21 protein-coding genes are annotated in these 23,793 nt (G+C 70.0%); 4 read left to right on the plus strand and 17 right to left on the minus strand.

The annotated features are described in order from the left end of the window. The 9 genes from OG574_RS02905 to OG574_RS02945 form a co-directional block, all read right to left on the minus strand. Entirely contained in the window at positions 1-543 is a 543-nt protein-coding gene (locus OG574_RS02905; RefSeq protein WP_326771686.1) for a hydrogenase maturation protease, read from the minus strand. After that, entirely contained in the window at positions 540-1,985 is a 1,446-nt protein-coding gene (locus tag OG574_RS02910; RefSeq protein WP_326771687.1) for a hypothetical protein, read from the minus strand. The genes OG574_RS02905 and OG574_RS02910 overlap by 4 nt, the downstream gene beginning before the upstream one ends. Next, positions 1,982-2,647: a DUF6084 family protein gene (locus tag OG574_RS02915; RefSeq protein WP_326771688.1), complete on the minus strand. Its 666-nt coding sequence runs from the start codon at positions 2,645-2,647 to the stop codon at positions 1,982-1,984. Before OG574_RS02915 ends, OG574_RS02910 begins: the two co-directional genes overlap by 4 nt. Then, positions 2,644-3,297, minus strand: a complete 654-nt coding sequence (locus OG574_RS02920; RefSeq protein ID WP_326771689.1) for a DUF5947 family protein — start codon at positions 3,295-3,297, stop codon at positions 2,644-2,646. Before OG574_RS02920 ends, OG574_RS02915 begins: the two co-directional genes overlap by 4 nt. After that, complete coding sequence (locus tag OG574_RS02925; protein ID WP_326771690.1) at positions 3,294-3,890, minus strand: hypothetical protein; 597 nt, start codon at positions 3,888-3,890, stop codon at positions 3,294-3,296. The genes OG574_RS02920 and OG574_RS02925 overlap by 4 nt, the downstream gene beginning before the upstream one ends. Further along, positions 3,887-5,665, minus strand: a complete 1,779-nt coding sequence (locus tag OG574_RS02930; protein ID WP_100593648.1) for a nickel-dependent hydrogenase large subunit — start codon at positions 5,663-5,665, stop codon at positions 3,887-3,889. The genes OG574_RS02925 and OG574_RS02930 overlap by 4 nt, the downstream gene beginning before the upstream one ends. A gap of 89 nt (positions 5,666-5,754) precedes the next feature. After that, a complete protein-coding gene (locus OG574_RS02935; protein WP_326771691.1) occupies positions 5,755-6,837 on the minus strand; it encodes a hydrogenase expression protein HypE in 1,083 nt (360 codons plus the stop codon). A 127-nt stretch (positions 6,838-6,964) separates the two neighbouring features. Then, on the minus strand, positions 6,965-8,674 hold the full coding sequence (locus OG574_RS02940; RefSeq protein WP_326771692.1) for an enoyl-CoA hydratase-related protein: 1,710 nt from the start codon (positions 8,672-8,674) through the stop codon (positions 6,965-6,967). 786 nt (positions 8,675-9,460) lie between these two features. After that, positions 9,461-9,982, minus strand: a complete 522-nt coding sequence (locus tag OG574_RS02945) for a GNAT family N-acetyltransferase (RefSeq protein ID WP_326771693.1) — start codon at positions 9,980-9,982, stop codon at positions 9,461-9,463. On the opposite strand from OG574_RS02945, the gene OG574_RS02950 reads away from it, so the two are divergent. Further along, positions 9,981-10,598: a helix-turn-helix domain-containing protein gene (locus OG574_RS02950; protein ID WP_326771694.1), complete on the plus strand. Its 618-nt coding sequence runs from the start codon at positions 9,981-9,983 to the stop codon at positions 10,596-10,598. The genes OG574_RS02945 and OG574_RS02950 overlap by 2 nt on opposite strands. A 91-nt stretch (positions 10,599-10,689) precedes the next feature. On the opposite strand, the gene OG574_RS02955 is transcribed toward OG574_RS02950, so the two are convergent. The 5 genes from OG574_RS02955 to OG574_RS02980 all read right to left on the minus strand — a co-directional run bounded on the left by OG574_RS02955 (position 10,690) and on the right by OG574_RS02980 (position 15,958). After that, entirely contained in the window at positions 10,690-11,307 is a 618-nt protein-coding gene (locus OG574_RS02955) for a CoA transferase (RefSeq protein ID WP_326778346.1), read from the minus strand. Between the two features lie 225 nt (positions 11,308-11,532). Next, positions 11,533-11,865 carry a barstar family protein gene (locus tag OG574_RS52650; protein ID WP_398377479.1) on the minus strand — a complete coding sequence of 111 codons (333 nt, stop codon included), beginning with the start codon at positions 11,863-11,865 and terminating at the stop codon, positions 11,533-11,535. A gap of 171 nt (positions 11,866-12,036) precedes the next feature. Further along, positions 12,037-13,377, minus strand: a complete 1,341-nt coding sequence (locus tag OG574_RS02970) for an MFS transporter (protein ID WP_326771696.1) — start codon at positions 13,375-13,377, stop codon at positions 12,037-12,039. 40 nt (positions 13,378-13,417) lie between these two features. After that, complete coding sequence (locus OG574_RS02975; protein ID WP_326771697.1) at positions 13,418-14,923, minus strand: NAD-dependent succinate-semialdehyde dehydrogenase; 1,506 nt, start codon at positions 14,921-14,923, stop codon at positions 13,418-13,420. A gap of 261 nt (positions 14,924-15,184) precedes the next feature. Continuing rightward, positions 15,185-15,958 carry an IclR family transcriptional regulator gene (locus OG574_RS02980; protein ID WP_326771698.1) on the minus strand — a complete coding sequence of 258 codons (774 nt, stop codon included), beginning with the start codon at positions 15,956-15,958 and terminating at the stop codon, positions 15,185-15,187. 327 nt (positions 15,959-16,285) lie between these two features. Between OG574_RS02980 and fae the strand changes: the two genes are divergently transcribed. Both fae and OG574_RS02990 read left to right on the plus strand, forming a co-directional pair. Next, entirely contained in the window at positions 16,286-16,834 is a 549-nt protein-coding gene (fae, locus tag OG574_RS02985) for a formaldehyde-activating enzyme (protein WP_326771699.1), read from the plus strand. Positions 16,835-16,917: 83 nt separating this feature from the next. Further along, a complete protein-coding gene (locus tag OG574_RS02990) occupies positions 16,918-17,853 on the plus strand; it encodes an NAD(P)-dependent oxidoreductase (RefSeq protein WP_326771700.1) in 936 nt (311 codons plus the stop codon). A 296-nt stretch (positions 17,854-18,149) separates the two neighbouring features. Here OG574_RS02990 and OG574_RS02995 read toward each other — a convergent pair whose 3' ends face one another. Together OG574_RS02995 and OG574_RS03000 are read right to left on the minus strand one after the other, a co-directional pair. Further along, positions 18,150-18,590, minus strand: a complete 441-nt coding sequence (locus OG574_RS02995; protein WP_326778347.1) for a universal stress protein — start codon at positions 18,588-18,590, stop codon at positions 18,150-18,152. Positions 18,591-18,722: 132 nt separating this feature from the next. Next, complete coding sequence (locus tag OG574_RS03000; protein ID WP_326771701.1) at positions 18,723-18,848, minus strand: hypothetical protein; 126 nt, start codon at positions 18,846-18,848, stop codon at positions 18,723-18,725. A 330-nt stretch (positions 18,849-19,178) separates the two neighbouring features. On the opposite strand from OG574_RS03000, the gene OG574_RS03005 reads away from it, so the two are divergent. Further along, positions 19,179-22,142: an AfsR/SARP family transcriptional regulator gene (locus OG574_RS03005; protein WP_326771702.1), complete on the plus strand. Its 2,964-nt coding sequence runs from the start codon at positions 19,179-19,181 to the stop codon at positions 22,140-22,142. A gap of 19 nt (positions 22,143-22,161) precedes the next feature. Here OG574_RS03005 and OG574_RS03010 read toward each other — a convergent pair whose 3' ends face one another. Next, positions 22,162-23,670 (minus strand): carotenoid oxygenase family protein, encoded by a 1,509-nt coding sequence (locus OG574_RS03010; RefSeq protein WP_326771703.1) that lies wholly within the window; start codon positions 23,668-23,670, stop codon positions 22,162-22,164. Positions 23,671-23,793 lie beyond the last annotated feature (123 nt).

Raw genomic sequence — 23,793 nt, forward strand, 5'->3', positions numbered from 1 at the left:
TCACTTACGGGCCTCATGGGCAGCGGTCCCGACTGCAGGCGCCTCGCCCTCACACACGATCGCCTGGATCAGACGCACGGCTTCCGGAACCGCGGCGGCCACCGGAGCGCTCAGACCGATGCATTCCTCCAGGGAGGCGGGCTCGCAGCCGACCACGACGGTGCGGCCGGGAGGTGTGCCGCCGGTCCCGGAGCAGAGGGTCTCCAGCAGGGCCAGGACCGCGTCCGGTGACATGTGATGGCCGTCGAGCACGGGGGCTTGCGGCGCGATGTCACCAGGCGAATCGACTTCGATGCGGTAGAGCGTTCCAGGGTCACCGCCTCGGGCGGTGGCGTCGACGAGCACGAGGGTGTCGTATCCGTCGAGCAGTTGGTACGCGAGGTGCACACCCCGTACACCGATGTCCATGACCTCGACATGCCCGGGAAGATGGTGTGTTGCGAGTACGCGCACCGTCTCGACGCCGAATCCGTCGTCGCCGAGAAAAATGTTCCCCACGCCGGCGACGAGGGTTCGAGCGCCGGTCGTGTTGGCCCCGGTCACTTGTCCTCCAGTAGTGCGATTTCGTCGGGCTGGAAGTACAGAAAACGGCCCTGCTCCCGACGGATGTCGGCGCCGGGGTCGCCTTCGACGGTCACCGCCAGATGCACGCCGCCGTCGACGTCGTGCAACACGGCCTCGACAAGCGCGGTGCTTCCGTGCAGGAAGAGGTCCTGGGCGTCGGTGCGGCGCCGTCCCGGGCGCAGGATCACCCGGCTTCCGGCACTCACCGGCCGGCCGTCGACCGAGATCTCGTCGCGGGCCGGGTCCAGGCCGGCGTCGCCCTCCGGATTCCACCAGGGGGTCTCGGGCATGACGACATGCGGCTGACCCGGCTCGACGAGAAGGTCCGCTTCGACCTCGTCGCCGGGCGCCTTCGGGGCAGAGCCTGTTACTTCCCGGAGTGAGCGAACCGCGCCGTGCAGGCGTTCCAGCACCTCGGGAGGCATGGATTCGGCCAGGTCGATCACGGCGGCGGCCTTCGCGTCCGTACCGCGGGCCTCACGCTTCTCCTGATCCGTGAGGGCCGCGGTGCGCAGGGCCAGGATCTCGTCGATCTCGGTGGCGTCGTACAGCGCTCCGGGACTTTCGGGGGCGACGGCCGGATGGTCCTCCAGGATGATCGGCGAGGACAGCATCAGGTCCGCCCGGCCCGGCTCGCCGGCGAGGACCGGCCAGGTGTGCAGGTTGCGGCACGAGGCGACAACGCCTTTGGCCCATTCCGGAGGATCGGTCATGGAGAGAAACGAGCCTGCGCTGACACACAGCAACAGGTGTGCGGCGACGAGCGAGTGCGGGAGCGCGGCGTCACGGTCGGCTCTCCCGTCGTCCGGGGACCAGGTGCTCGTGTTCTCCACCACGGCGGTCAGCCGGGAGACCCGGTAGGGGCCGTCGACTTCGCTCGTGGAGAGACGGACGACTCCGCTGACCTCTTCGCACCGGCGGACCAGTCGTCCCACCAGCCGGCCCTCGGCGTCATGTACGAGTTCGGTCTCCTCGCGCGCGGGGCGGCTGAAGGGGACAGTGATTCCGTCGCCGGCGAGCTCGGCCACGGTGGCGGTCACTTCGACGCGTTCCTCCGCGCCCTCGTCCCAGGGAACCAGCACGCGGTCCGGGAGCGACAGTTCGGACGCGTCCTCGAACGAGCCGTCCTGGCAGGCCCGTTGCACCGTGCGGCGCTGAGCATGCAGGAAGCGCACCTCGACCGACAGGGTGGCGCCCGTCCTGGGCTCCATCAGACACTCGGTGTGCTGGAAGTCGTGCTCGTCGCAGTCCGCGCCCCAGGCGGGCGGGACCAGAACTCCGAACTGCCAGCGCAGCCGGTTCTTGGCCGCCGACGCCCGATACGGATAGAGCACGTAGCCCTCGAACAGCACCGCGTCGGCCACCGCGCGGGCGGCGGCGAACCGTGACTCCGTCTCCTGGCTGAACACGGCTGTCGTCACGGCGCCGACCTCTCGGTGGTCTGGGACAGAGCATCCGAGCCAGCGGATTCCAGGAGGGCGCGCACCGTCGCTTCCCAGGAGGACAGCGCCCGACGCGAACGGAAGGCCAGCAGGTCGTCCATGGTGTCGCGGGGCAGCCTCACCCAGCCGGTTCCCGGGAAGTGCTGGTCGATCATCTCCTGCCACACCTTGACCGGCATGAGGTAGGCGGCCTCGCGGTCCCAGGGCACGGGCTCGACGTGGAACCCTCCGGCCCCGGTGAACGCGGTCCCGGAAAAGAGCATGAGGAGCGGCACGTCGCCACTCGACAGAGCGTGGAAGTAGCGGGTGGAGGCGACGTCCATGTCGTACGTGCAGGGCACGACCAGGTCGACTTCCGTCTGCCCGGTGAAACTGGGGACCATGAGGGAGATCTGTGCGAACTGCAGTGGCTGGAGGGTGCTGCCCCAGCGGGCTCGGCGGCCGAAGAGGTCATGCAGTCCTTCGGCCTCGTCGGCGTCGTAGCCGCGCCTGGCCGGTTCGATGCGCATCTGGCAGCGCAGGGCGAGCGCGTGCACGCGCGTCTGCTCGGATGCGTCGATGCGCAGCCGGAAGACCAGGGTGGGGCCGGCGGCGTACTGGTCGGCGCGCACGCCGACGCAGGAGAACGAGAACTCCGTCATCGACGGTGCGCCTCCTCCGGTGTCCCGGACCGCTGCGCGATGTGATCGAAGAACGCGGTCAGATCGGCACGGGCCTCCGCCCCGCCGTCGAAGCCCTGCCACAACATGCGCATCCGTCCCACGAGTTCGTAGCAGATGTCGACCGGCACGAGATAGCACTCGGTCCGCTCCTCCACCCGGCGCAGGAGCAGAGCCTCCACGTCGGGTTCGAGCAGTTCGGCCAGACGGCTCTTGCCGAGTGCGGTCTGCCAGGTGGACGGGTCGAGTTCGCTCTCGGTGGCGCCCGCCGGGCTGGGGTAGAGCGCGACCAGTCTGTCGAGCGAGGCGTTGCGGAAGAAGAACGCGACGCTGACCGGGATCTGCAGGAGCTCCCAGGCACCGGGGTCGAGTTGGTGGTCCGGGTCCGCCAGATAGCGGTCCGGGACGGTGCGGAACCTCCCGCCACCCGCGCCGCTCTGCTCGAAGAGCATGGCGCACGGCGTGCAGGCGCAGGCGAGGGCGCGGTTCTCGGTGTCGACCATGTGCCGGTGGTTGCCGTCGTCGATCGGCGCTCCGCACAGTTCGCACACCTCAGGCCGAGACGTGCGCGGCGCGGCGAACCGCCGCAGCCCCGATGCAGGCGGATGTGTCCGCTTGTGTGCCGTGCTCATGGTGTCTTCGGCGAGGCGGGTGCGCTGCCGAGTGCACCGGAGGGCGGCCGCGAGATCTGCAGCAGAGGGGGTTCCTGCGAGGATGCCGCCCCCTCGATCTCGACCGTCGTGACCTCGGGCGCGAAACAGGAGAGGGCAGCCTCCACCTCCTGCCGGCCGGCCGCCGCGGTGCTCGCGCAGCCGCAGCCCGAGCTCTCCGCGGAGCGCAGGTGCAACGTGCCGGTGGCGTCGTCGAAGCTCAGAAGCTCGACGGGATGGCTGCGCACGCTGCCCAAGGCACGGGAGATGCGCGTGGCGGTGTCCTCGGGGTGCAGGTCGTGCAGGACGAGCAGGCTGGTGACCAGGGCGTCGTCGAGCAGCGCGGCGAACGGGTCGCCCTTGGACTTGGGGGCTTCGAGCAGCGAGACCATGCGGGCCAGGCCTGTGCCGTAGAAGTCCATCAGTACGCGCACCAGTTCCTCAGCCTCACCGGCGGCTTCGGAGTCACCCTCGGCGGTCAGGTGGTCGATGATTTCTTCGACCCGCCGGCCGGCCTCCTCCGCGTTCGCCGCCGTTCCGCCGGGCGGCCGGGCCGTGGTGGTGGACGCGCTCATCCGGCCAGCCCGCTCAGTCCGGTCGGCACGTGCATCTTCTGCACGGTCTTGCCGCCGCCGACGTACATGTGGACACCGCAGGGCAGACAGGGGTCGAAGCTGCGCACCGCCCGCATGATGTCGATGCCCTTGAAGTTCTCCGGGGTGTTCTCCTCGAAGATCGGCGTGTTCTGCACGGCGTCCTCGTACGGGCCCGGGGTTCCGTAGGTGTCCCGCACGCTGGCGTTCCACGGAGTCGGCGGATAGGGATGGTAGTTGGCGATCTTTCCGTCGCGGATCACCATGTGATGGGACAGGACTCCGCGTACCGCCTCGGTGAAGCCGACGCCCAGGCCCTCGTCGGGCACCTCGAACTTCTCCCAGGTCTGGGTACGCCCGGCGCGGACCTCCGCCAGGCCCTTCTCGGCGCAGTGCAGCGCGATGGCGGCGGCGTAGGCCTGGAAGTAGGTGCGCGCCCGGTTGCGCTCCAGCGCGTTGCTCCACTTCGGGATCTTCCATTCGAAGCGCGTCTCGGGCTTGGTCATCGTGCGGGGCAGGGTGATGACGACGCTGTTGCCGGTGGCCTTGACGTAGTCGGTGTCGACGAGTCCCGACAGTGCGGTCGACCACAGGCGGGCGATGGGGCCACCGCCGGTGTCGAGCGCCAGGTAGTCCTTGCCGTCGAACCAGCGAGGCGACATCACCCAGCTGTAGTTGCCCTCGAAGTCGCGCTTCTGGGGGGCGGGGATCGTGTGCTGGTTCCAGGGGTGGCGCGGGTCGACCGGATTGCCGAGCGGGTCGTGGGTGACGAACTGCTCCTTGCCCTGCCAGTCCTCGTAGTACGAACTGCCGAGCAGGATACGGATGCCCAGGTTGATCTCGGTGAGGTCGTTGGTGACGAGTTTGCCGTCCACGATGATGCCCGGGGTGACGAACATCTTCCGTCCCCAGTCGGTCATGTTGGCGTACGTGAAGTCGCAGTACTCGGGGTCGTTGAGCGCGCCCCAGCAGCCGAGCAGAACGCGGCGGCGGCCTACTTCCTCGTACCCGGGCAGGGCCTCGTAGAAGAAGTCGAACAGGTCGTCGTGCAGGGGCACTACGCGCTTCATGAACTCCACGTAGCGCATGAGGCGGCTCATGTAGTCGGTGAAGAGCTGGACGGACGCGATGGTGCCCACGCCGCCCGGGTAGAGCGTGGAGGGGTGCACATGGCGGCCCTCCATCAGGCAGAACATCTCGCGCGTGTAGCGGCTGACCTGGAGGGCCTCGCGGTAGAACTCGCCCTCGAGCGGGTTGAGCGAGCGCATGATGTCGGCGATCGTGCGGTAGCCGTGCTCTGCCGCGTGCGGCGCCTCGGTGCGCTCGGCGAGTTCCAGCACGCCGGGGTTGGTCTCGCGGACCATCTTCTCGCAGTAGTCGACCCCGACCAGGTTCTCCTGGAAGATGTTGTGGTCGAACATGTACTCAGCGGACTCGCCGAGGTTGATGATCCACTCGGCGAGGTGCGGAGGCTTCACTCCGTACGCCATGTTCTGCGCGTACACGGAGCAGGTGGCGTGGTTGTCGCCGCAGATGCCGCAGATGCGGCTGGTGATGAAGTGCGCGTCGCGGGGGTCCTTGCCCCGCATGAACACGCTGTAGCCGCGGAAGACCGACGACGTGCTGTAGCACTCCGCCACCCGCTTCTGCTTGAAGTCGATCTTGGTGTGGATGCCGAGGCTTCCCACGATCCGGGTGATCGGATCCCAGGACATCTCCACCAGGCCGTTACTGTCGGTCTTCGTCTTTGGTGCCATCTTCTGTGCAGCGCCCTTCGTCAAGTCTTCGTACGGGAGGTCGGATCACCTGGGACGGCCACCCCGAGGGCGCCGTGCGGGACACCCATTCACCACGGCGGCCGGTATCCGGTCGTCAACGCCTTGCCGCGGTTGCGCCACTTGGGCTCCTTGTCCACGGTCTTGGCCGTGATGGAGCGGAGCTTTCGGATCACCGACCCGTACGCGCCGCTCGCCGCGCTGGACAGCTTGCCGCCGGGCGGCTCGTCCATGAACGGCATGAACTTGTCGGGGAAGCCGGGCATGGTGCAGGCGATGCAGATGCCGCCGACGTTCGGACAGCCGCCGATGCCGTTCATCCAGCCGCGCTTGGGCACGTTGCACTTGACGACCGGTCCCCAGCAGCCGAGTTTCACTAGGCACTTGGGCGAGTCGTAGGTGGTCGCGAACTGGCCCTGCTCGTAGTAGCCGGCCCGGTCGCAGCCCTCGTGGACGGTGGCCCCGAACAGCCAGGTCGGACGCAGCTTGTCGTCCAGCGGAATCATCGGGGCCGACCCTGCCGCCTGGTAGAGCAGGTAGGTCAGAGTCTCGGAGAAGTTGTCCGGCTGGATGGGGCATCCCGGTACGCACACGATCGGGATGCCTGCCTGGGACTTCCAGTCCCAGCCGAGGTAGTCGGGCACTCCCATGGCACCGGTCGGGTTGCCCGCCATCGCGTGGATGCCGCCGTAGGTGGCGCAGGTCCCGATGGCCACGACGGCCAGCGCCTTGGGTGCGAGCCGGTCGATCCACTCGCTCGTCGTGATCGGCTGGCCCGTCTCCGGATCGTCACCGAAGCCGCACCAGTAGCCCTCCGGCTTGATGGCCTCGTTGGGGATCGAACCCTCGACGACCAGCACGAAGGGGTCGATCTCGCCGCGCTCCCCCTTGAAGAACCACTCGATGAAGGTGTCCGCGCCGCCTACGGGTCCGCATTCGAAGTCGATCAGCGGCCAGTGGACGGCAATCTTCGGCAGGCCGGGCAGCACGCCGAGCACGATCTCCTCGATGCTCGGCTGCATGGCCGCCGTCAGGGCCACGGAGTCGCCGTCACAGCTCAGTCCCGCGTTGATCCAGAGGATGTGAATCGTCGGGGATTCTTCCTCTGCCGGCAGACCGTCGGAATCGACCACGGTCGGCGTTGCTGCATCCATAGGGATGCCTCCTAGGGGGAGGGATACAACGAAAGGGCACAAATCGGCCCCCGCATTCCTTGATAGCAGGCACCCGGTCAGTGCGCGACGTGGCCATGCGCGGGCGCGCACTGACCACCCGGACAGGTCACCGACCCGCCGCACCGGCGCGGATCAGGTGGGACGGCGCCTCGGTGGAGGGCTGCTTACGAACGAATGCACGCCGCAGCGCGTGGTACGGGGCATGGGGGTCCGAGAAGGTGCGGAGCATGCTCGAGAGCTCCGCTTCCCGGTAGAGGGACAGCGGCTTGACGGATTCGTCCCGCTCCCGTGTCTGCTTCTTCGCCGCGATGCGCTCCTGCATCCCGGCGGAATTGGCGAGCCGCACGGCCAAACGGGTCACTTCGCCCGGGAAATCCTGCGGGTAGCACTCGACGAGGCGGTCCACCAGACCCGGCCGCAGCCCGGCCGACGCGCTCACCGGCAGCGCCTCCTGCATCAGTCGGTCGGCCACGTCGGCGCCCACGCGGCGCGGCAGCGTGTAGGTCCAGTACTCGGACCCGTACAGCCCCATCAGACGGTAGTGCGGGTTGAGCACCACGCCCGCACGGCACCACACTTCGTCCGCGGCGAGGGCCAGCATGGCCCCGCCCGCGGCTGCGTTGCCGCCCAGGGCGCTGACCACCAGGCGGTCAGTGGTCGTAAGCACGGCCTCGACCAGGTCGTTCATCGCGTTGATGTTGGCCCAGGACTCGGCGCCCGGATCATCGGCCGCCTCAATCACGTTCAGATGGATTCCGTTGGAGAAGAAGTCCCGGGTGCCGCCGAGGACGAGCACGGCAGTGGGTCGCGAGCAGGCGGCCCAGTAGGCGTCGAGCAGGCGCCGGCAGTGCGACGTGCTCATGGCTCCGCCCGGGAAGGAGAAGGACAGGAACCCGACCGCCCCCTCCTCGCGATAGCTGATGTCGGACCAGGTACGCCGGTCATGGTCCGCGTCAGGCGCGAAGACGCTGTCCGGAAGGTCGGGGAGCCGGTCGGCGAGGGCCTGAACGGCCGGCAGTTTGAACGGCCTGGGCTCCCCCGGTCTGCGGCGGAGCCTCAGTTCGGGAATCCATACGGCGCCGTCCACTGTCGCACGGCAGATCGCCCCGGCCCTGGTGGCGAGCAACTCCCCTGGGCGCCCCTTCAGTTCGTCCTCCGGGTGGCCCCCGTGCAAGTGCCACTCACCACCCAGGAGTTCGTCCAGCACGCCGGGGGACGAGTCGGCAGCGCGCAGCTTGCGCAACACGGTCTCGGTGCTGTCCCGCGCCCAGCGGATGCGCCGCAGGCCCTGGGGGTAGGAGGGGCGGGTTCCTGCCGCCGCCCTGTTCCTCACCTGGGCCTGGGGCAGGGGCGAATAGGTGCCCGAGGCGAATCGGTCGACGGCCAGGAGCACCGCGTCCAACGCGGCGTCCGACACCTCGTTGCGGTACAGGTCGCTCTTGCCGACCGGAGACACCGGGAAACCGGCCGATGCCCACACGTGGCCGGCGTCCATCTCACCGTTGGCCTGGAGCACGGTGACGCCCCAACGGTCAACGCCCGCACTGATCGCCCAGTCGAGCGAGGAGGGGCCCCGGTCACCTACGGGTCCGGGGTGAACGATCAGGCAGGTGTGTTCCCGCCACACATCCTCGGGGATGGCCCTCTTCAGCATGGGCGCGATGACCAGCTCCGGCTTACAGGCGCCGAGTGCGCCGCGCAGCGCATCGTCACTGGATGCGAGATGCACGTCCAGGCTGTGGCCTCGGTCCCGCAACTCGGCGTGGACGCGCTGAGTGAGACTGTTGAACGCGCTCGCCACCAGCAGAATGTGCACGGCAACCTCCCGTAGCCCCGCGGCTGCATGACCGGAGCGGGTCCGGTCGGGCGCCAGCCTCGGACACGGGGCAGGAGGCACACCGAAGCCGGGCCGCGTCGTCACTCAAAAGCGCAGAGATTGACGACCACTCGGCGCACGTGCGAGTCGTCGACAGCGGCCCCTCCGGCAGCGTGATGTGCTCGGCCACCGAGCCGATGCCCGCTCGGAGCATCCGGCCGTTTGCAGAGCGACGGCCGCCGGCGGGCAGGCCCTCCACCGCGCTCGCCGCCACGGTCGGCCCGAGGACGCCGCCCTTGCTGCCGGCCATTGCGTCGACCCGGACCCGCTGCGGCACCGGCCGGTTCCCGCACAGCTTCAGCACCACACAGTCGATGGCCGGCACGCCGAATCCGGCGCCGGGCGCCGGGCGTCTGCCGGTCGCGACGGCCTCGTCATGCGCGGCCGGCACCTCGGTCACGGCGGACAACTCGTCGGACAGGTCGAGGTAGTGGGTGCCCGGCGGGCAGGCCCGAACGATGGGCAACGCCGTCGCAGTGAACCGGCAGCCGATCGCGTTCACCACCACGGCGGGTGTGCCGGAGGCTACGTGCTGGGCCATGGCCTCGGTGGTGGCAGCCACCAGCGTGCGGTGCTGTCCGTCAGGCGTGTCCGCCACGTCCCGCAGGCGCGAACCATCACGTCCCACCAGGACCAGCGGCAGCTTCCTCGCCGACAGACCAGGGGCGATCACCCGGCCGGCCCGGCCCGTGCCCCCCCGGGATCCAGATCTCGTTCACCGGCAAGTCACGCCAGGAGAAGCCGCATGAGCGTCAGGTCCAGCCACCGGCCGAACTTCGTTCCGACCTCACGCACCGTGCCGGCATGCTGGAAACCGAAGCGTTCATGCAGCCGGATCGAGGCCGTGTTGCTGCCTTCGATCCCCGCGATCACCACGTGGTGGCCGGCCTTGCGCGCGCCGGAGATGAGTACGGTCAGCAGCGCGGATCCGATGCCGAGCCCGTGGAGTCCCTCTCGGACGTAGACGGAGTTCTCCACCGTGTGGCAGAACCCGTCGAAGTCCTTCCACGGGCCGTAGACCGCGAACCCGGCGACCTCACCGTCGACCTCGGCCACGAACGCCGAGCCACGGTTCAGGTGGGTGGTGAGCCAGGCGGCCGCTTCGGCGGAAGTCTGAGTTCTGGTCGTCCAAAGGGCCGTGGAGTGCTCGATCGCGTCGTTGCGGATGACTCGCACAGCCTCGGCGTCACCGATGCATGCCGTGCGGACGCCTACCGCCACCCCCGACTTCTCGTATATTAGATCCATGTCCAACATGGTAGACCCGCTGGTGGCGCAGATCGCGGCCCGCATTCGCGTCGAGCGGGAGCGACGCCGGTGGACCCTGGCCCGGCTCGCCGAGGAGTCGGGGGTGTCCCGCGCCATGATCCACCGGATCGAGCGCGGTGAAAGCAGCCCCACCGCCGCGATCCTGGGCAAACTGTCCGCCGCCTTCCAGCTCAGCGTCTCCTCCTTGTTCGCCCTCGCCGAAGGCGCGGCCGAAGCACCGGCCGACGGCGGGTCCCCCGTCGGCGAGAGCGAGTCTGGAGGGGTGCGCCGCCGGGGCGAGGCAGTGGAGTGGACCGATCCCGCCACCGGGTACCGCCGCCGCCAGATCACCGGCCTGGAATTCCCCACCGAGGTCGCCGAGATCCGCCTGCCCGCCGGTGCCCGCGTGCCGTATCCCGCCGCCGCCTTCGCGTTCCTGCGCCAGGTGGTCTGGGTGCTCGACGGGCATCTGACCTTCCACGAGGGCGATGCGGTGCATGAACTCGACGCGGGGGACACGATCGAACTGGGCGAACCCTCCCCACGCGTCTTCGCCAACACCAGCACCGACGAATGCCGCTACGCCGTCATCCTGGCCCGGGGGACAAATCCGTGAACCTGGCCCCGAGCTGATGTCAGGCAGGGGCGCGGGCCGGGCCTCTGCAGGGGGCTGTGGCCCTCCTTGCTGTACCGGAAGCCGGTGGGGTTCAGCGGTGTCGGGGAAGCCAGACGGGAGCACTGCCGCCGCGGGGAAGCGGGACGTCGCGGAAGCGGCCGGGGGTCTTGGACATGATGATCTGGTCGGTGACGCCCTGGTAGTGGCCGCAGGGGGTTTCGGCGGTGAAGGCGTCCGGGTCGAGGTACGCGTGCGGGGAGTTGGGGTCGGGGTCGAGCGCGACCTCGTGGGCGTAGTCACGGTCGAAGACACCGAGGCTGAGGATCCAGGTGGCGATGCGGGTGAGGTTGAGGGTGACGCGATAGCTGCCGCCGTCGGTGGCGCGGCGCATCAGCGCGGCGACGGCCCCGGTGGTGGCCAGCCAGGAGAGGACGTAGTCATTGACGACGCTGATGTAAGGCAGAGCAGGTGTGCTCTTCGGTCCGGCCGCGACACCGTCCGCGCCCTCCATCAGCATGATGCCGGTGAGCGCGCCGGCGGTCTGGTCGAAGCCGACGCGGTCGGCCCACGGGCCGGTCACGCCGGCAAGCGAGAAGCTGAGGTGGATGATGCCGGGGCGGATGGCCGTGGCTTCCTCGGCACTCAGGCCGATCTTCTCGAGGTAGCCGGGGCGGCGGTTGGCGTAGAAGAGGTCGGCTTCGCGCAGCAGTTCGCGGTGAGGTGGGCCGGTTACGGTCGGCGGTGCGGATCCGGGTCCGTGTCGCCGGCCGGATCAGTCGTCGAAGCTCTCGCCGAGGTGGAAGGAGCGGAAGGGGTCGGCGACGGCCCAGCGCCGGCCGATGGACGAGGTGACGATGTCGTCCAGTTCCTGCATGACCTCTCGGCGAGCCTGGACGCCAACTGCGGATCACCGTAAGCACAACGGGTCAGAGCGTCAGGCGGACCGTCGACTGCTGTCGAGCCGTTCGGCGTCGTTCCACTGGACGGGCATGGCGCCCACCGGCTCGAAGCTGATGTCCGGGTCGTTGCTGTGAACCAGGCACATGATGCGGTGTCCGAACAGGGCCGCGCTGCGAGCGCGGTCGGCAAGGATGTCCAGCACGATCTGCGCGGTACGCGGTTCCGCACGCGCAAACCGGCCGTAGCTCGTGAAGACGATGACGAGGCCGGTGGCGTCCCGGGTGGTTCCGTACTCGTACGACTCGACGTCGCGGAGGCAGTCATTGAGTGCGTCGAGGTTCTGACCGTAGTAGTCGGGAAAGCTCAGGGCCGGGTGACGAAGGAGTCCATCATCAGGCGAAGGGCGAGGTCACCGGACAAGTCAAGTCGGCATCGGGGTCGAAGGCGGTCAAGCCCCCGCCCCGCCCCGCCCCGCCCCGCCCCGCCCCAGGCAGTCGGAGCACAGAGGCAGAGCGAGAGCCAGAGGCAGAGTCCCGTGTCAGCGCCCCGCGCGCGCCGTGTGGGCGAGGTCCATGTCCGTCGTCTCCGGTGCCAGGAAGTGGGAGACCAGACCCCCGAGCGCGAGCACCGCCGCGCCGACCAGCAGGACGAATCGCGGGCCCACGTGTTCCAGCCCCATCGGCAGCAGGAACGTACCGATCGCGGCACCCACCCGGCTGATGGCCGCCGCGAATCCGACGCCCGTGGTGCGCAGCGCGGTGGGGAAGACCTCCAGCGGATACACCGCCGTCAGCGCGCTGGACGCCGCGTTGAGGAAGATGAAGAACAGGAAGCCGCCCACCACCACAGGTGTGACGTCCGGCCACATGGCCACCAGAGCGAGGCAGACCGCCGTGATCCAGAACGGGGGGATCAGGAGCTTGCGCCGACCGATGCGTTCGACCACGAGGCAGCCGAGCGTCACTCCTGCGACGGCCGTGAACGCGTAGACGAGGAGTGCGGCGACCGCATTGTCGCCCATGTTCAGGGCCTCGAACACCTCGCTCCAGAAGGCGCCGATCGCGAAGTACGGCAGGACGAGCGCCGCCCAGAACGTGCCGGCGAAGACGGTCGCCCGCAGGTGCTTGCGGCTGAACAGGGCCCGGAATCCCGCCTGTTCACCGGTCTCGGCGAGTTCGGCGTCCGCGTCGAGCTCGATGCCGTACCGCTCGATGAGCGTCTGGGCCTCCTCGGTGCGGCCCTTGCTGAGGAGCCAGCGCGCCGACTCCGGCACGCCCCCGCGCAGTGCGAGACAGACGACGGCGATGACCGCGCCGCTGGACAGGGACCAGCGCCAGCCGCCGTCCATCTCGGCGAACAGGGCACCGACCACGGTGGCCAGGGCGTATCCCACGTACCAGCTGATCTCCAGGCTGCCGAGCAGTCGGCCGCGGCCCTTGCTGGGCGCGTACTCGGACAGCAGGGGCGCGCCCACCGCGTACTCGCCGCCGATCGCCAGGCCCATCACCAGGCGGATCAGGAAGAGTTGGGTGCCGTCCGCCACGAAGAACTGAGCCACCGAGCTGATCAGGAAGATCAGCATGTCGACCATGAAGACGGGGCGGCGCCCGAACCGGTCGGCGAGCCAGCCGAAGACCGGTCCGCCGAAGAAGATGCCGATCAGCGGTGAGGCTCCGACCAGGCCCTGAGCGACCGTGCCCAGGTGCAGGTCCGCGGTGAGCGCGGTCATCGCCATGCCGATGCCGCCGATGACGTAGCCGTCCAGGCCCTGGCCCAACTGGGTCGCGGTCTTCAGGCGGAAGTGCAGCCGGGCCCGGTCGCGGGGACTGCCCGCCGCGGGTGAGCCGTGGGGGCGCTGGGAGACAGGCGTCATTGCCATGGGGACTCCGTAGGTTGTGAGGGCAGGGGCGGGCCGGGATTCAGGGGGTGGGCCAGTCCAGGGCTACGTACTTGGTCTCCAGGAACGCCTCGATTCCTTCGCGGCCTCCCTCGCGGCCGATGCCGGACTGCTTGACGCCGCCGAAGGGGGCGGCCGTGTCGGAGATCAGGCCGCGGTTGAGGCCGACCATGCCGGCCTCCAGACGCTCGGCGATCCGCAGGCCGCGGGCCAGGTCGCGGGTGTAGACGTACGAGGCGAGGCCGTACGCGGTGTCGTTGGCCGCGGCGAGCATCTCCTCCTCGTCGGTGAAGGTGACGATCGGGGCGACCGGGCCGAAGACCTCGGTGTGCAGGATGTCGGCGTCGGCGGGGACGTCGGTGAGGACGGTGGCCGGGTGGTACCAGCCTCCGTCGGCGGGGGCCTCGCCCTGCGCGGCGATCCGGGCGCCGCGGTTCACGGCGTCGGCGACGAGACCGGAGATCCGTTCCACCGCCGTCGGGTTGATCACCGGGCCGAGGGTGACGCCCTCGGCGAGGCCGGGCCCAGCCTTGACCTCACGCATCGCGGCGCCGAACTTCTCGGTGAACTCTGCGGCGACGTCGGAGTGCACGTAGAACCGGTTGGCGGCGATGCACACCTCTCCTCCGCCGCGCATCTTGGCGTCCATCGCACCGCGTACGGCGGCGTCGATGTCGGCGTCGGCGAGGACCACGAACGGGGCGTTGCCGCCGAGTTCCATGGTCACGTTGACGACGTGGTCGGCGCACTGGCGCAGCAGGACGCGGCCGGTGGCGGTGGAGCCGGTGAAGGAGAACTTGCGGACACGCTCGTCGTCGAGCCAGGCGGAGACGGTCTCGGTGGCACGGTCGGTCGGCAGTACGTTGAGCAGGCCGGCCGGCAGTCCGGCCTCGGCGAGCAGCGCGGCGACGGCCAGCGCGGTCAGGGGTGTCTCGGGGGCCGGCTTGAGCAGGACGGGGCAGCCGGCCGCGAGCGCGGGGGCGATCTTGCGGGTGGCCATCGCGGCGGGGAAGTTCCACGGCGTCACGAACGCGGTGACGCCGACGGGTGCCTTGAGGATCGCGTGCCGGAAGCCGCCCGCCGGTGCCTCGCCGAAGCCGGAGCCGATGCGTACGGCCTCCTCGGCGAACCAGCGGAAGAACTCGGCGGCGTAGCCGACCTCGGCCTTGGCGTCGCGGTACGCCTTGCCGTTCTCCAGGGTGATGAGTCGGGCGAGGGCGTCGCTGTGCTCGTGCATCAGGCGGAAGGCGCCGGTGAGGATCTCGGAGCGGCGGCGGGCCGGGGTGCGCCGCCACTCCTCGGCCGCGGCCGACGCGGCGTCGAGGGCGTCGGTCGCGTCCTGCGCCGAGGCGGCGCCGACCTCGCGGACGACCTCGCCGGTGGCCGGGTCGTACACCGGGTACGTGCGGCCGTCGGACGCGGCGCGCCACTGCCCGCCGATCCACAAGTCTCCTTCTCCATAAGGCGACTTGACGATGCTCTCGATATCGGTGGCGAGGTCGGTTTCGACGGCGAGGTCGATGTCCATGGACTGCTCCTTGCACCGGGTCGCGGGCGCTCAGGGCGCACGGAACCGGCAGGTGGAAGAAAGTGTTGCCAAGCAGACCGGCCGAAAAGGGCGTGCCGAAGGGCAGGCCCGGTGCGGGGCGGGGACGTCTCTGGGGTCTCTGTCCGTCGCGCTGGGGCCGGGATGCGAGGAATTTATGGGCCGTTAACCGCCGGGAACAAGACGTCTGTGGTGATCGAGACGTGAGTTGCGCTCAGCGCAACCGCTCCCCCGTACCTCCGTCTACTGCCGCGGCTCCCAGCCGAGCTGGGCCGACACCTTCGCCGCGGCGGCCGCGGCGGCCGCTCCCGCGTGGTCGAGGCGCGCCGCGAAACGCTCGGCGGGCGCGGTGACGTTGAGGGCGGCCACGACCCGGCCGCGGAAGTCACGCACTGCGGCGGAGACGCCGACGAGCCCGGGCTCGAACTCCTCGACCTCGCGGGCGAACCCCTCCGCCTCGGCCCGCCGGATGCGGGACCAGAGGTCGGGCACCGACACCTCTTCGGTGGCCCCGAACCGCACATACAGCTCGTCGGGGCTGGCGCCCTCCAGAAGCACCGGCCCCGCGGAGGTGATCCAGGCAGAGCAGCCGCGCCCCTCCCATTCGCGCAGGCGGTAGGAGTGCCCGGACACCGAGAGCAGGGTGCGCACCTCCCTGTCGTGCAGCACGCACAGGTGGGTGGTCTCCTCCAGGTCAGCGGCCAACCGGTGCATGACCGGCCCCGCCACGCGCACGACCCGGCTCTCCGAGGTCCGCGCGACCAGCGAGAACAGCCGCCAGCCGAGCCGGTACTCGAGGCTGTCGGGGTCCCGCTCGACGATGCCCTCGTCGGCGAGAGCCTTCAGCGCCCGGGACACCTGGCTCTTGTCGCGCCCCACCAGCTGGGCTATGCGTACGACACCGAGGCCGCCGGTGCGGTGGGCCTCGGGCGAGCCGAGTGCTTCGAGGAGGTCGACGTCGCGGCGCAGGCCGTGGCCCTGGCTGCGGACGGACCGGGGGGCGTTCGCTTCGTTCACGCTCGCATCGTAAAGGCGTCGGCGTGCCGGCGAAGTGCCTGGTCAGAGTGTGGTCACGCGAGGGGCCGGCGCGGGTGGGAGCGTGGGGGTTGCGCGCATCGCAACCCCGGTTTCGATTTCCGGTGCGAGCTTGCACACCTGTCGCGCGGCGACCTAGTTTCGCCGAGCAGCCAGCCGAAGGCGGGTACGTCCCGCCGGTGCGGCTGCGTCTCGTGCCGCGAGTCGGCACACCCTCCAACTCGTCCGGCGCGCCGGCCTGTTGGGCCTTCCGCGCCCCTGGCCTGACCCCACCCTGTCCCGCCCTGATCCTCGTACGGGAGCACCACCATGCCCTTTGCCTCCACCGTCCTCATCGGTGAATCCTTCGTGGGCGACGGCGTCAACGCCGCGCACACCAACATCGTCCTCGGCCGCAAGGGTGGTCCGGTGGAGACCGCGTGGGCCACCGCCCTGGCCACGCCGAGCGCGGGGCACGTGCCGTTCATGACGGTCGTGCGCCCCTCGGTGCCGGTGAAGCCGCTGACCCTGTTCGTCAACAAGGCGGCGGCCGACGGGGAGCTGCACGAGCGCGCCACCTGGGGCTCGGCCCAGGCGGGCCTCGCACAGGGGGTCGCCGACGCCGTGCTCGACGGGACCGTCCCCGCTGGCGAGGCGGACGACCTGCTGATCATCGCCGCGATCTGGGTCAACCCGGGCGTCGACGACCTCGACGAGTCCTTCCGCAACCAGCGTGTCGCCGCTTACCAGGCGCTGCGCGCCGCCGTCGAGGGCCGGCCGACAGCCGGGGACGTGATCGACGCGGTCAAGTCCGGTGTCACCAACCCGTTCTACACGCCGTCGGCGCAGCAGCTGTCGGTCTCGGCGCCCAAGGCCTAACCCGCCGCTCAACTCCCCATCCCTGCACCACACTTACGGCATTTGCCTTACATCCTCGTACGCCGCTGCAGTAAGGAATGATCATGAGGATCGGATTCATCGGGCTCGGCAACATGGGCGGCCACATGGCCCGTCATCTCATCCAGGCGGGGCACCAGGTGACGGTGCACGACACCCGCCCCGAGGCCGCCGCCGAGCACGTGGCACTCGGTGCCGCGTGGGCGGAGACCGCCGCTCTGTGCGCGAGCGACGCCGAGGTCCTGGTGACGATGCTGCCCAACCCGCGCATCGTCGAGGACGTGCTGCTGCGCGGCGGGGTCGCCGAGGCGCTGCCCGCCGGGTCCCTGTGGATCGACATGTCGACGTCCACACCGGCCGCCGCCGACCGGGTCGCCGCCGAGGTGCTCGACGAGCGCGGTGTGCGCCGGCTCGACGCACCGGTGAGCGGTATGGCGCACGGCGCCAAGGCGGGGATGCTGCAGATCTTCGTCGGTGGCTCCGACGCCGACTTCGCGGCGGCGCTGCCCGTGCTCGAGGTGATGGGTGACCCCGACCGCATCCTCCACGTGGGTCCGCTGGGCGCCGGATACACGGTCAAACTCATGATCAACCTTCTCTGGTTCACCCACCTCACGGCCTCCGCCGAGGTCCTGGCCATGGGCGTGAAGGCGGGCGTCGGCCTGGACACCCTGCGCAACGCGCTCCTGGCCAGCCCGGCCGCCTCGAACTTCCTCGAGAACGACATCATGTCGATCCTTACCGACGGGGACTACGACGACTCGTTCGCCATGGCACTCGCCTGCAAGGACCTCGGGCTCGCCGTGGACCTGGGCCGCGACATCGGCGTCTCCACCGAACTGTCGGCCCTGGTCGAGCAGATCTACCGCCGCTCCAAGGCCCAGCACGGCGACCTGGCGGGCGAGATGAGCCCGGTCCGTCTTTACGAGTCCCTGGCGGGCCAGGAATTCCGGCTCCCGGCGACGCAGGCACGGGAGGCGGGCACGCCGGCGGCCGTGTGACCGAGAGGGCCGGGTGGCATGAGGTACCGCCTGGGCCCGGTGCCCGTCGTGGCACGGGGCCCAGGTGGTGGGCTCCCCCGCACCTCCCTGCCCGCCTCCGTTCGACTCTGCGCCCGCGCGGGCGCGGTCGGGAGGGGACAGCATGTCGGTGTCAGCCGTACGGGAATGAGTTCTTGCTGCTCGGCCTGGCAGGACAGATCGCCAACAGCACCGTCGACCATGACTCCGACGACGCCGACAACATCACCGATCACTCGGCCGGCGCCGTGGCGCCGGAGCACTTCTGACCAGACAGGTCATTCGGCAGGCACGTCCGGCCGGATGATCGTCACCGGGCACGGAGCGTGCTGCGCCACCTGCTGACTGACCGAACCGAGCAGCGCCCGTCGGAAACGGCCGTGGCCGCGGCCGCCCACGACCAGCATCTCGGCGCCCTGGGCGGAATCCACCAGCACGTCGGCCGCATTGCCACGCACGAGGCGTTCGTGCACCAGGGATCCGCCGTTCTCGCCGAGGACGGCGCGGACCTCCGCGACCAGACCCTGCTCGGCCTGCCCCTCGTCGAAGTCGGCGTCCACCGCAGGGGCCGACCACGACGCCATACCAGGTACCTCCCACGCCGACACCGCCTCCACCCTCCCGCCCACCAGGTGCGCGTACCGGACCGCCCAGCGCAGCGCGGCCTGCGAAGAGGGCGAACCGTCGATGCCCACTACGATCCTCGGCAGCCTGTCCATCGCGTTCACCCTTTCGACTCCTTTACCTCCACAGTGTCCGAAACCCGTACACACCGCCACGCGAGGCGGCCTGCAGTCAGCCACGGGCCGAATCCGCCGGGGAGCGGCCCGTCAGCCCCTTGCCCGCCCGCTCTACCCGACCTCGGCGGTGACCACCACGGGCGTACGGTCCTCGGCCTGTGTGAGCAGGGCGCGCCTCCTGGACCCCACAGCGCGGACCCGGCGCGAAGCGAAGTCCTGCGAGCTCACATCGCCCATCGCGCCTGCGTGCCTCGAACACACCCTGCTCTCTCGATGGCGGGCTGCTCCCCATCAGTGGGTGCGACACAGTTGACGACGCCGACGACACCGAACGCCCGGATCGCGTCCAAGCGCGGATCGTCCGCCCGTACCCAAAGATCACGACGGGTGCGTACGGAGTCGAGTTCGTATCCGGTCAGCGCCGGTTAAGGGAACATCGACAGCTCGGCCGACGCTTGCTCGCACCACCTTCAGTTGTGCGGATTGTGCGATGTAGTGTCCGCCTCCTGGCCGGGCGTGCTGCAATGCTGACGAATTTCCGATGATGTACGGGAGTGGAGGTCGGGGGTGGACGGGAGACCGCCTCAGCGGCTTCGCATCGAGGTGCTCGGGCCGTTACGGGCCTGGCGGGGCGAGACACCCCTGGACCTGGGGCCGGCCAAACGGCAGGCGGTGCTTGCCGCGTTGTTGCTCCACCACGGGGCCGTGGTGAGTCACGAGCGGCTGCTCGACGGAGTGTGGGGGGCCGATCCTCCCGCAACCGGTCACAAGGTGCTGGCCAGTCACGTCAATCCGCTGCGCAGAGCACTCGACGCCGCAGGCACCCGGCCCGCCGAGTCGGTGATCCTCAGCGGCAAGGGCTGGTACCGCTGCGCGGCCGACTCCATCCGTCTCGATGTGGCGGACCTGGCCGAACGGGGCGACGAGGCGCTGCGTACGAAGGCATCGGGCGATCTGCCCAGCGCCGCGGACCAGCTGTCGGCAGCGCTCGCGCTGTTCCAGGGCGAGCCCTTGGCCAACCTGCCGGGACCGTTCGCGCAGGCCGAGCGGCAACGTCTGCTCGAGCGCCGGCGAACGCTGCGGCTGGCCCGGCTCGAATGTCTCGTTCTGCTCGGCCGGTTCGCCGATGCCCTGGACGACCTGGCCTGCCTGCCCGAGTCCGATCGGTACGACGAGTCGCTGATGGCGTTGCGGATGCGTGCCCTGTACAGCTGCGAGCGCCAAGCGGAGGCCCTGAACGCCTATGAGGACTTGCGTGTACGGCTGCGCGACGAGCTCGGCGTCGACCCCGGTGAGGAGCTCAGCCGGATCCACGACGCCGTGCTGCGACAGGACAACGCCTTTCTCCTGGGTCCCGCGGCGGGCCCGGCCACGGCGCCGGACCGGTCGCGGCTCCGCCCCGCCGTCAATCAGCTGCCGGGCGACACCGGGCAGCTCGTCGGGCGTGAGGGCGAACTGGCTCTCCTGACGGTGTCCTGCGCGCCCGACTCGGTCTCCGTCATGGCGGTGGACGGTCCGGCAGGGGTCGGCAAGACCGCGCTCGTCGTGCGCGCGGCCCAGCACATCCGCGACCGCTACCCGGACGGCTGCCTGTTCGTGGACCTGCACGCGCACAGCACGGCGCGTCAGAAACTGTCGCCGCAGCGAGTGCTGAGGCGATTGCTGCGCTCCATCGGTGCTGACGACCGTGAGGTGCCGAACGACCTCGACGAACTCATGACTCACTGGCGCACGGCAACCAGCTCCCTGCGGCTTCTTCTCGTGCTCGACGATGCTCTGGGCACGCGGCAGGTACGGCCGCTGCTTCCGGCCGGCCCGGGCAGCAGCGTGATCGTGGCCAGCCGGCAGCGACTGCCCGCACTGGATGCCGATCGGCGGGTCACCCTGGACACTCTGGGCCCCAACGACGCGACACGCCTGATCCGGCACATCGTCGGGCCGGAGCGCACCGACCAAGAGCCCGAGGCGACTGGGGAGTTGGTCCGGATGTGCGACGGGCTGCCGCTGGCACTGCGCATCGCCGGTACGCGACTGCAGACCCGCCCGGCCTGGACCCTGGCGTACCTCGTGGAACGCATGACGGGCGACGCCCACCGTCTGGGCGAACTGAGCGCCGGGGACCGCAGCGTGGAGGCGGCCTTCCGCCTGTCCTACGAGCAGCTCTCGCCCACACAGCAGCAGGGATTTCGCACCCTGGGCCTGGCACCGACGGTCGAGTTCGACCTGCGGACTCCAGCGGCCATGCTGGGCTGGTCGCCCCAGGACGCCGAGCTGGTCCTGGAGAGTCTGGTGGACACGAGTCTTCTGCAGCAGCCGCGTCCGGGCCGCTACCGGATGCACGACCTGGTGCGCGTCCACGCGCGGCGGCTGGCCGAAACCGCAGCCGCCGAAACCGGCGCCGCGCGCAGAGCCTCCCTCCGCCTCTACCTCGACGCCGGCCGGATCGCCAGCGCATGGGGGCCCGACGCTTTCCCCAATGGTCCGGAACCCGCTGGAGCTCCCTTCACGCACTGGAGGGACGCAACCCTCTGGCTGGACTCGGCCGGCGCGGAGCTCGTGGACGTCGTCGGTCACGCCGCGGCGTTCGGCGAAGCCGACTACGCATGCTGGATCGCCGAGGCCCTGACCGGCCACTTTCTCAGCCGGCGCCGGTTTCACGAGTGCCAGAGCGCCCTCGAGATCGCGCTCACGCAAGCGGACCGGGCCACCGACCGGCGTATGGACCTCTCGCTGCGCAACGCGCTCGGCCTCACCCTCATGCACCGGGCCCGTTTCCCGGAGGCGCTCACCTGCCTCAACCAGGCACTGGCACTCAGCCGTGAGCGCGAGGACGCCCGCGAGGAGGCCCGGGCCCTGGTCGGACTGGGGGCCATGGCCGGGCTGGGAACCGCCGGGCCGAGCACGGAGCGAGGCAGACAAGGAGCCTCCTGGCTCGCCTCGGGACTGGCACTGGCTCAGCAGTGTGACGATCACTGGCTCGCCGCGATGGCATCCTTCGCCCTCGGGCTCGTCCACCACGCCCAGGGGCACCATGAGGAAGCGCTGGCCTGCTTCCGCGCCGCGTTTGTCCCCAGCATGATCCTCGGCCACCCTCGCGCGATCAACAGGGCCCTCACGTCCACCCTCGACCTCTACCTCTACCTCTACCTCTACCGCCCCGGGACCCGGACCCTGCTCCGTCAGGTGGCCGGCCTCATTCAGGAAACCGGCGACGTCCCTCTGCACACGCTCACCCTGACCAGGCTGGGTACAGCAGAGCACAGCGCAGGAAACCTGGGCGCCGCCGCGGCCGCCTACCAACACGCTCTCGCGCAGCACCGGACTCTGGCACCACGAGACGATCCCGATCACGGCCGCAATGAGATGGACATCCGCTGCCGGCTGGGCGGCTCCTACTACGCGGCGGGCCGGATCACGGATGCGAGAGAGCAGTTCCGCACTGCACTCGCCATTCCCGGCGCGGCCAGGTATCCAAGAGAGCACGCGCAGGCGGTCGAAGGGCTCAGCCGCTGCGAAGCTCTCGAGCAGTGACACGCTGAGGGTTCCGGCCTCACGCGTCCGGGACCCAGCTCCCGTGGAAGCCGAGCGGCACCCGTCCCGGCAGGTGGATGTGGGCCAAGGGGCGGGCGGTGAAGTCCTGGGCGGAGAGGATCACCAGGTCGCTGGCTCCGCGGTCGGGGTTGTGCACGTAGGACAGGAGGTAGCCGTCGTCCTCGTCCCGTGCCCCGCGGCGGGGTACGAACACCGGCTCTCCGGCCGCCGCGCCGTGCGGGAAGCGGTGTACCTGCCGGCTGCCTCGCAGCATGTCGTGCTTGACCAGGCAGTTGGTGAACTTGTCGTCCGGCGGCACCCCGTCGACCGTTTCGTAGGCGCGCCACATCTCCGCGGCGCTCGCCGTGTACGCGAAGCGGTGCCGCCGCGACACCAGGGACTCGTTGACGCGCGGGAACTCCTGCGGCAGGTCGACGAGCCGGTTACTGGTCACGCGTCCGGCACGCAGGTCGATCGTCCAGCGGTCGAGCGCCGGTGCACCGATCGCTGAGGGCCCGCCATTGCCCCGGCCCGCGGCGTAGAACGGCGCGGGCATGGTGGTGAGTTCCATGACGATGGTGTCGCCCTGGTCGTACGCGTTGAGCGTGTGCGAGTAGTACACCGGATCGATCTCGAACCAGCGGGTGGCGCCACCGGTCCGCGGCATCACGCCCACCCGCATCGGGTGCCTCGGGTTCCACACGTAGGGCACGAGTGCGCCCGCCTCGGCGGCTGCCATGTCGAAGGTGATCGGCACGTCGACGATCACCACGTACTTCCCGGTCAGGGCGAAGTCGTGCATCATCGGCGCGTCCGCGACCGGGATCCTGGTGGTCCGTGCCACCCGGCCGGTCCCGTCGATCACGAGGTGCCGCACGTGGTCCCAGGTCGGGTAGTACGTCACCGCGTGCAGTTCGTCCGCCGCCGCGTCGTACTTGGTGTGCGCGGTGAACGCACCCTCCAGCGTGGAGCGGAAGTCGTAGGGCCGCACCGTGTTGAGCTCGCCGTCCAGTTCGTACGGCAGCGGGCCGCTCTCCTGGAGGGCCAGGATGCGCCCCTTGTACGGGATGACGTGGGTGTTGCAGGCGAAGTCGTCCGGCGGCATCTCGCCCGGGTACGGTTCGCCCAGCTTCCGTGCCACCTGCGAGGAACGCACCCAGCGGTTGCGGTACCACTCGGCGCGCCCGCCGCGCAGCCGCACCCCGTGCACCATGCCGTCCCCGAGCATCCAGTGGTGGGCCCGGGGGTCCTCAACTCCCAATGCGTTGGGGCCGGTTCGCAGATAGCGGCCGTCCAGATCGCGCGGTACCCGGCCGGTCACCTCGAGGCCGAACGCGGTGAGTTCCTCGGTGACCGGCGCGAACGCGCCCTCCAGGAACGGAGTTGACCCACCTCCCCCGGCCACCGTGCCGCGGGTGGCGGCCTGCGCCTCGGTGGAGTAGCGGCCGGGGCCGTAGCCTCCGACAACGCTGCCGGCTGCCGCGACTGCCGCTCCCTGGAGGATCCTTCGGCGTGTGTGACTGCTCATCGCTCTTCCCCGTCCTTGGCCGGTGCCCGGCGGGTCCTCGCCGGTGCTGGGAAAAGCCTGCCGCGCGGCCGACGCCGAGTCAGTCGGCCTGAGGCCCGGGTGGGGGTGGTGCCGGCAACACCC

The sequence above is a fragment of the Streptomyces sp. NBC_01445 genome (assembly GCF_035918235.1).
In the GTDB taxonomy this organism is placed as follows: domain Bacteria; phylum Actinomycetota; class Actinomycetes; order Streptomycetales; family Streptomycetaceae; genus Streptomyces.

Excerpts from the sequence above, each read along its gene's own strand:
- OG574_RS02915 (WP_326771688.1), bottom strand. The coding sequence starts at position 2,647 with ATGACGGAGTTCTCGTTCTCCTGCGTCGGCGTGCGCGCCGACCAGTAC.
- OG574_RS02920 (WP_326771689.1), bottom strand. The coding sequence starts at position 3,297 with ATGAGCACGGCACACAAGCGGACACATCCGCCTGCATCGGGGCTGCGG.
- OG574_RS02925 (WP_326771690.1), bottom strand. The coding sequence starts at position 3,890 with ATGAGCGCGTCCACCACCACGGCCCGGCCGCCCGGCGGAACGGCGGCG.
- OG574_RS02930 (WP_100593648.1), bottom strand. The coding sequence starts at position 5,665 with ATGGCACCAAAGACGAAGACCGACAGTAACGGCCTGGTGGAGATGTCC.
- OG574_RS02935 (WP_326771691.1), bottom strand. The coding sequence starts at position 6,837 with ATGGATGCAGCAACGCCGACCGTGGTCGATTCCGACGGTCTGCCGGCA.
- OG574_RS02950 (WP_326771694.1), top strand. The coding sequence starts at position 9,981 with ATGTCCAACATGGTAGACCCGCTGGTGGCGCAGATCGCGGCCCGCATT.
- OG574_RS02945 (WP_326771693.1), bottom strand. The coding sequence starts at position 9,982 with ATGGATCTAATATACGAGAAGTCGGGGGTGGCGGTAGGCGTCCGCACG.
- OG574_RS02970 (WP_326771696.1), bottom strand. The coding sequence starts at position 13,377 with ATGGCAATGACGCCTGTCTCCCAGCGCCCCCACGGCTCACCCGCGGCG.
- OG574_RS02975 (WP_326771697.1), bottom strand. The coding sequence starts at position 14,923 with ATGGACATCGACCTCGCCGTCGAAACCGACCTCGCCACCGATATCGAG.
- fae (WP_326771699.1), top strand. The coding sequence starts at position 16,286 with ATGCCCTTTGCCTCCACCGTCCTCATCGGTGAATCCTTCGTGGGCGAC.
- OG574_RS02990 (WP_326771700.1), top strand. The coding sequence starts at position 16,918 with ATGAGGATCGGATTCATCGGGCTCGGCAACATGGGCGGCCACATGGCC.
- OG574_RS02995 (WP_326778347.1), bottom strand. The coding sequence starts at position 18,590 with ATGGACAGGCTGCCGAGGATCGTAGTGGGCATCGACGGTTCGCCCTCT.
- OG574_RS03000 (WP_326771701.1), bottom strand. The coding sequence starts at position 18,848 with ATGGGCGATGTGAGCTCGCAGGACTTCGCTTCGCGCCGGGTCCGCGCT.
- OG574_RS03010 (WP_326771703.1), bottom strand. The coding sequence starts at position 23,670 with ATGAGCAGTCACACACGCCGAAGGATCCTCCAGGGAGCGGCAGTCGCG.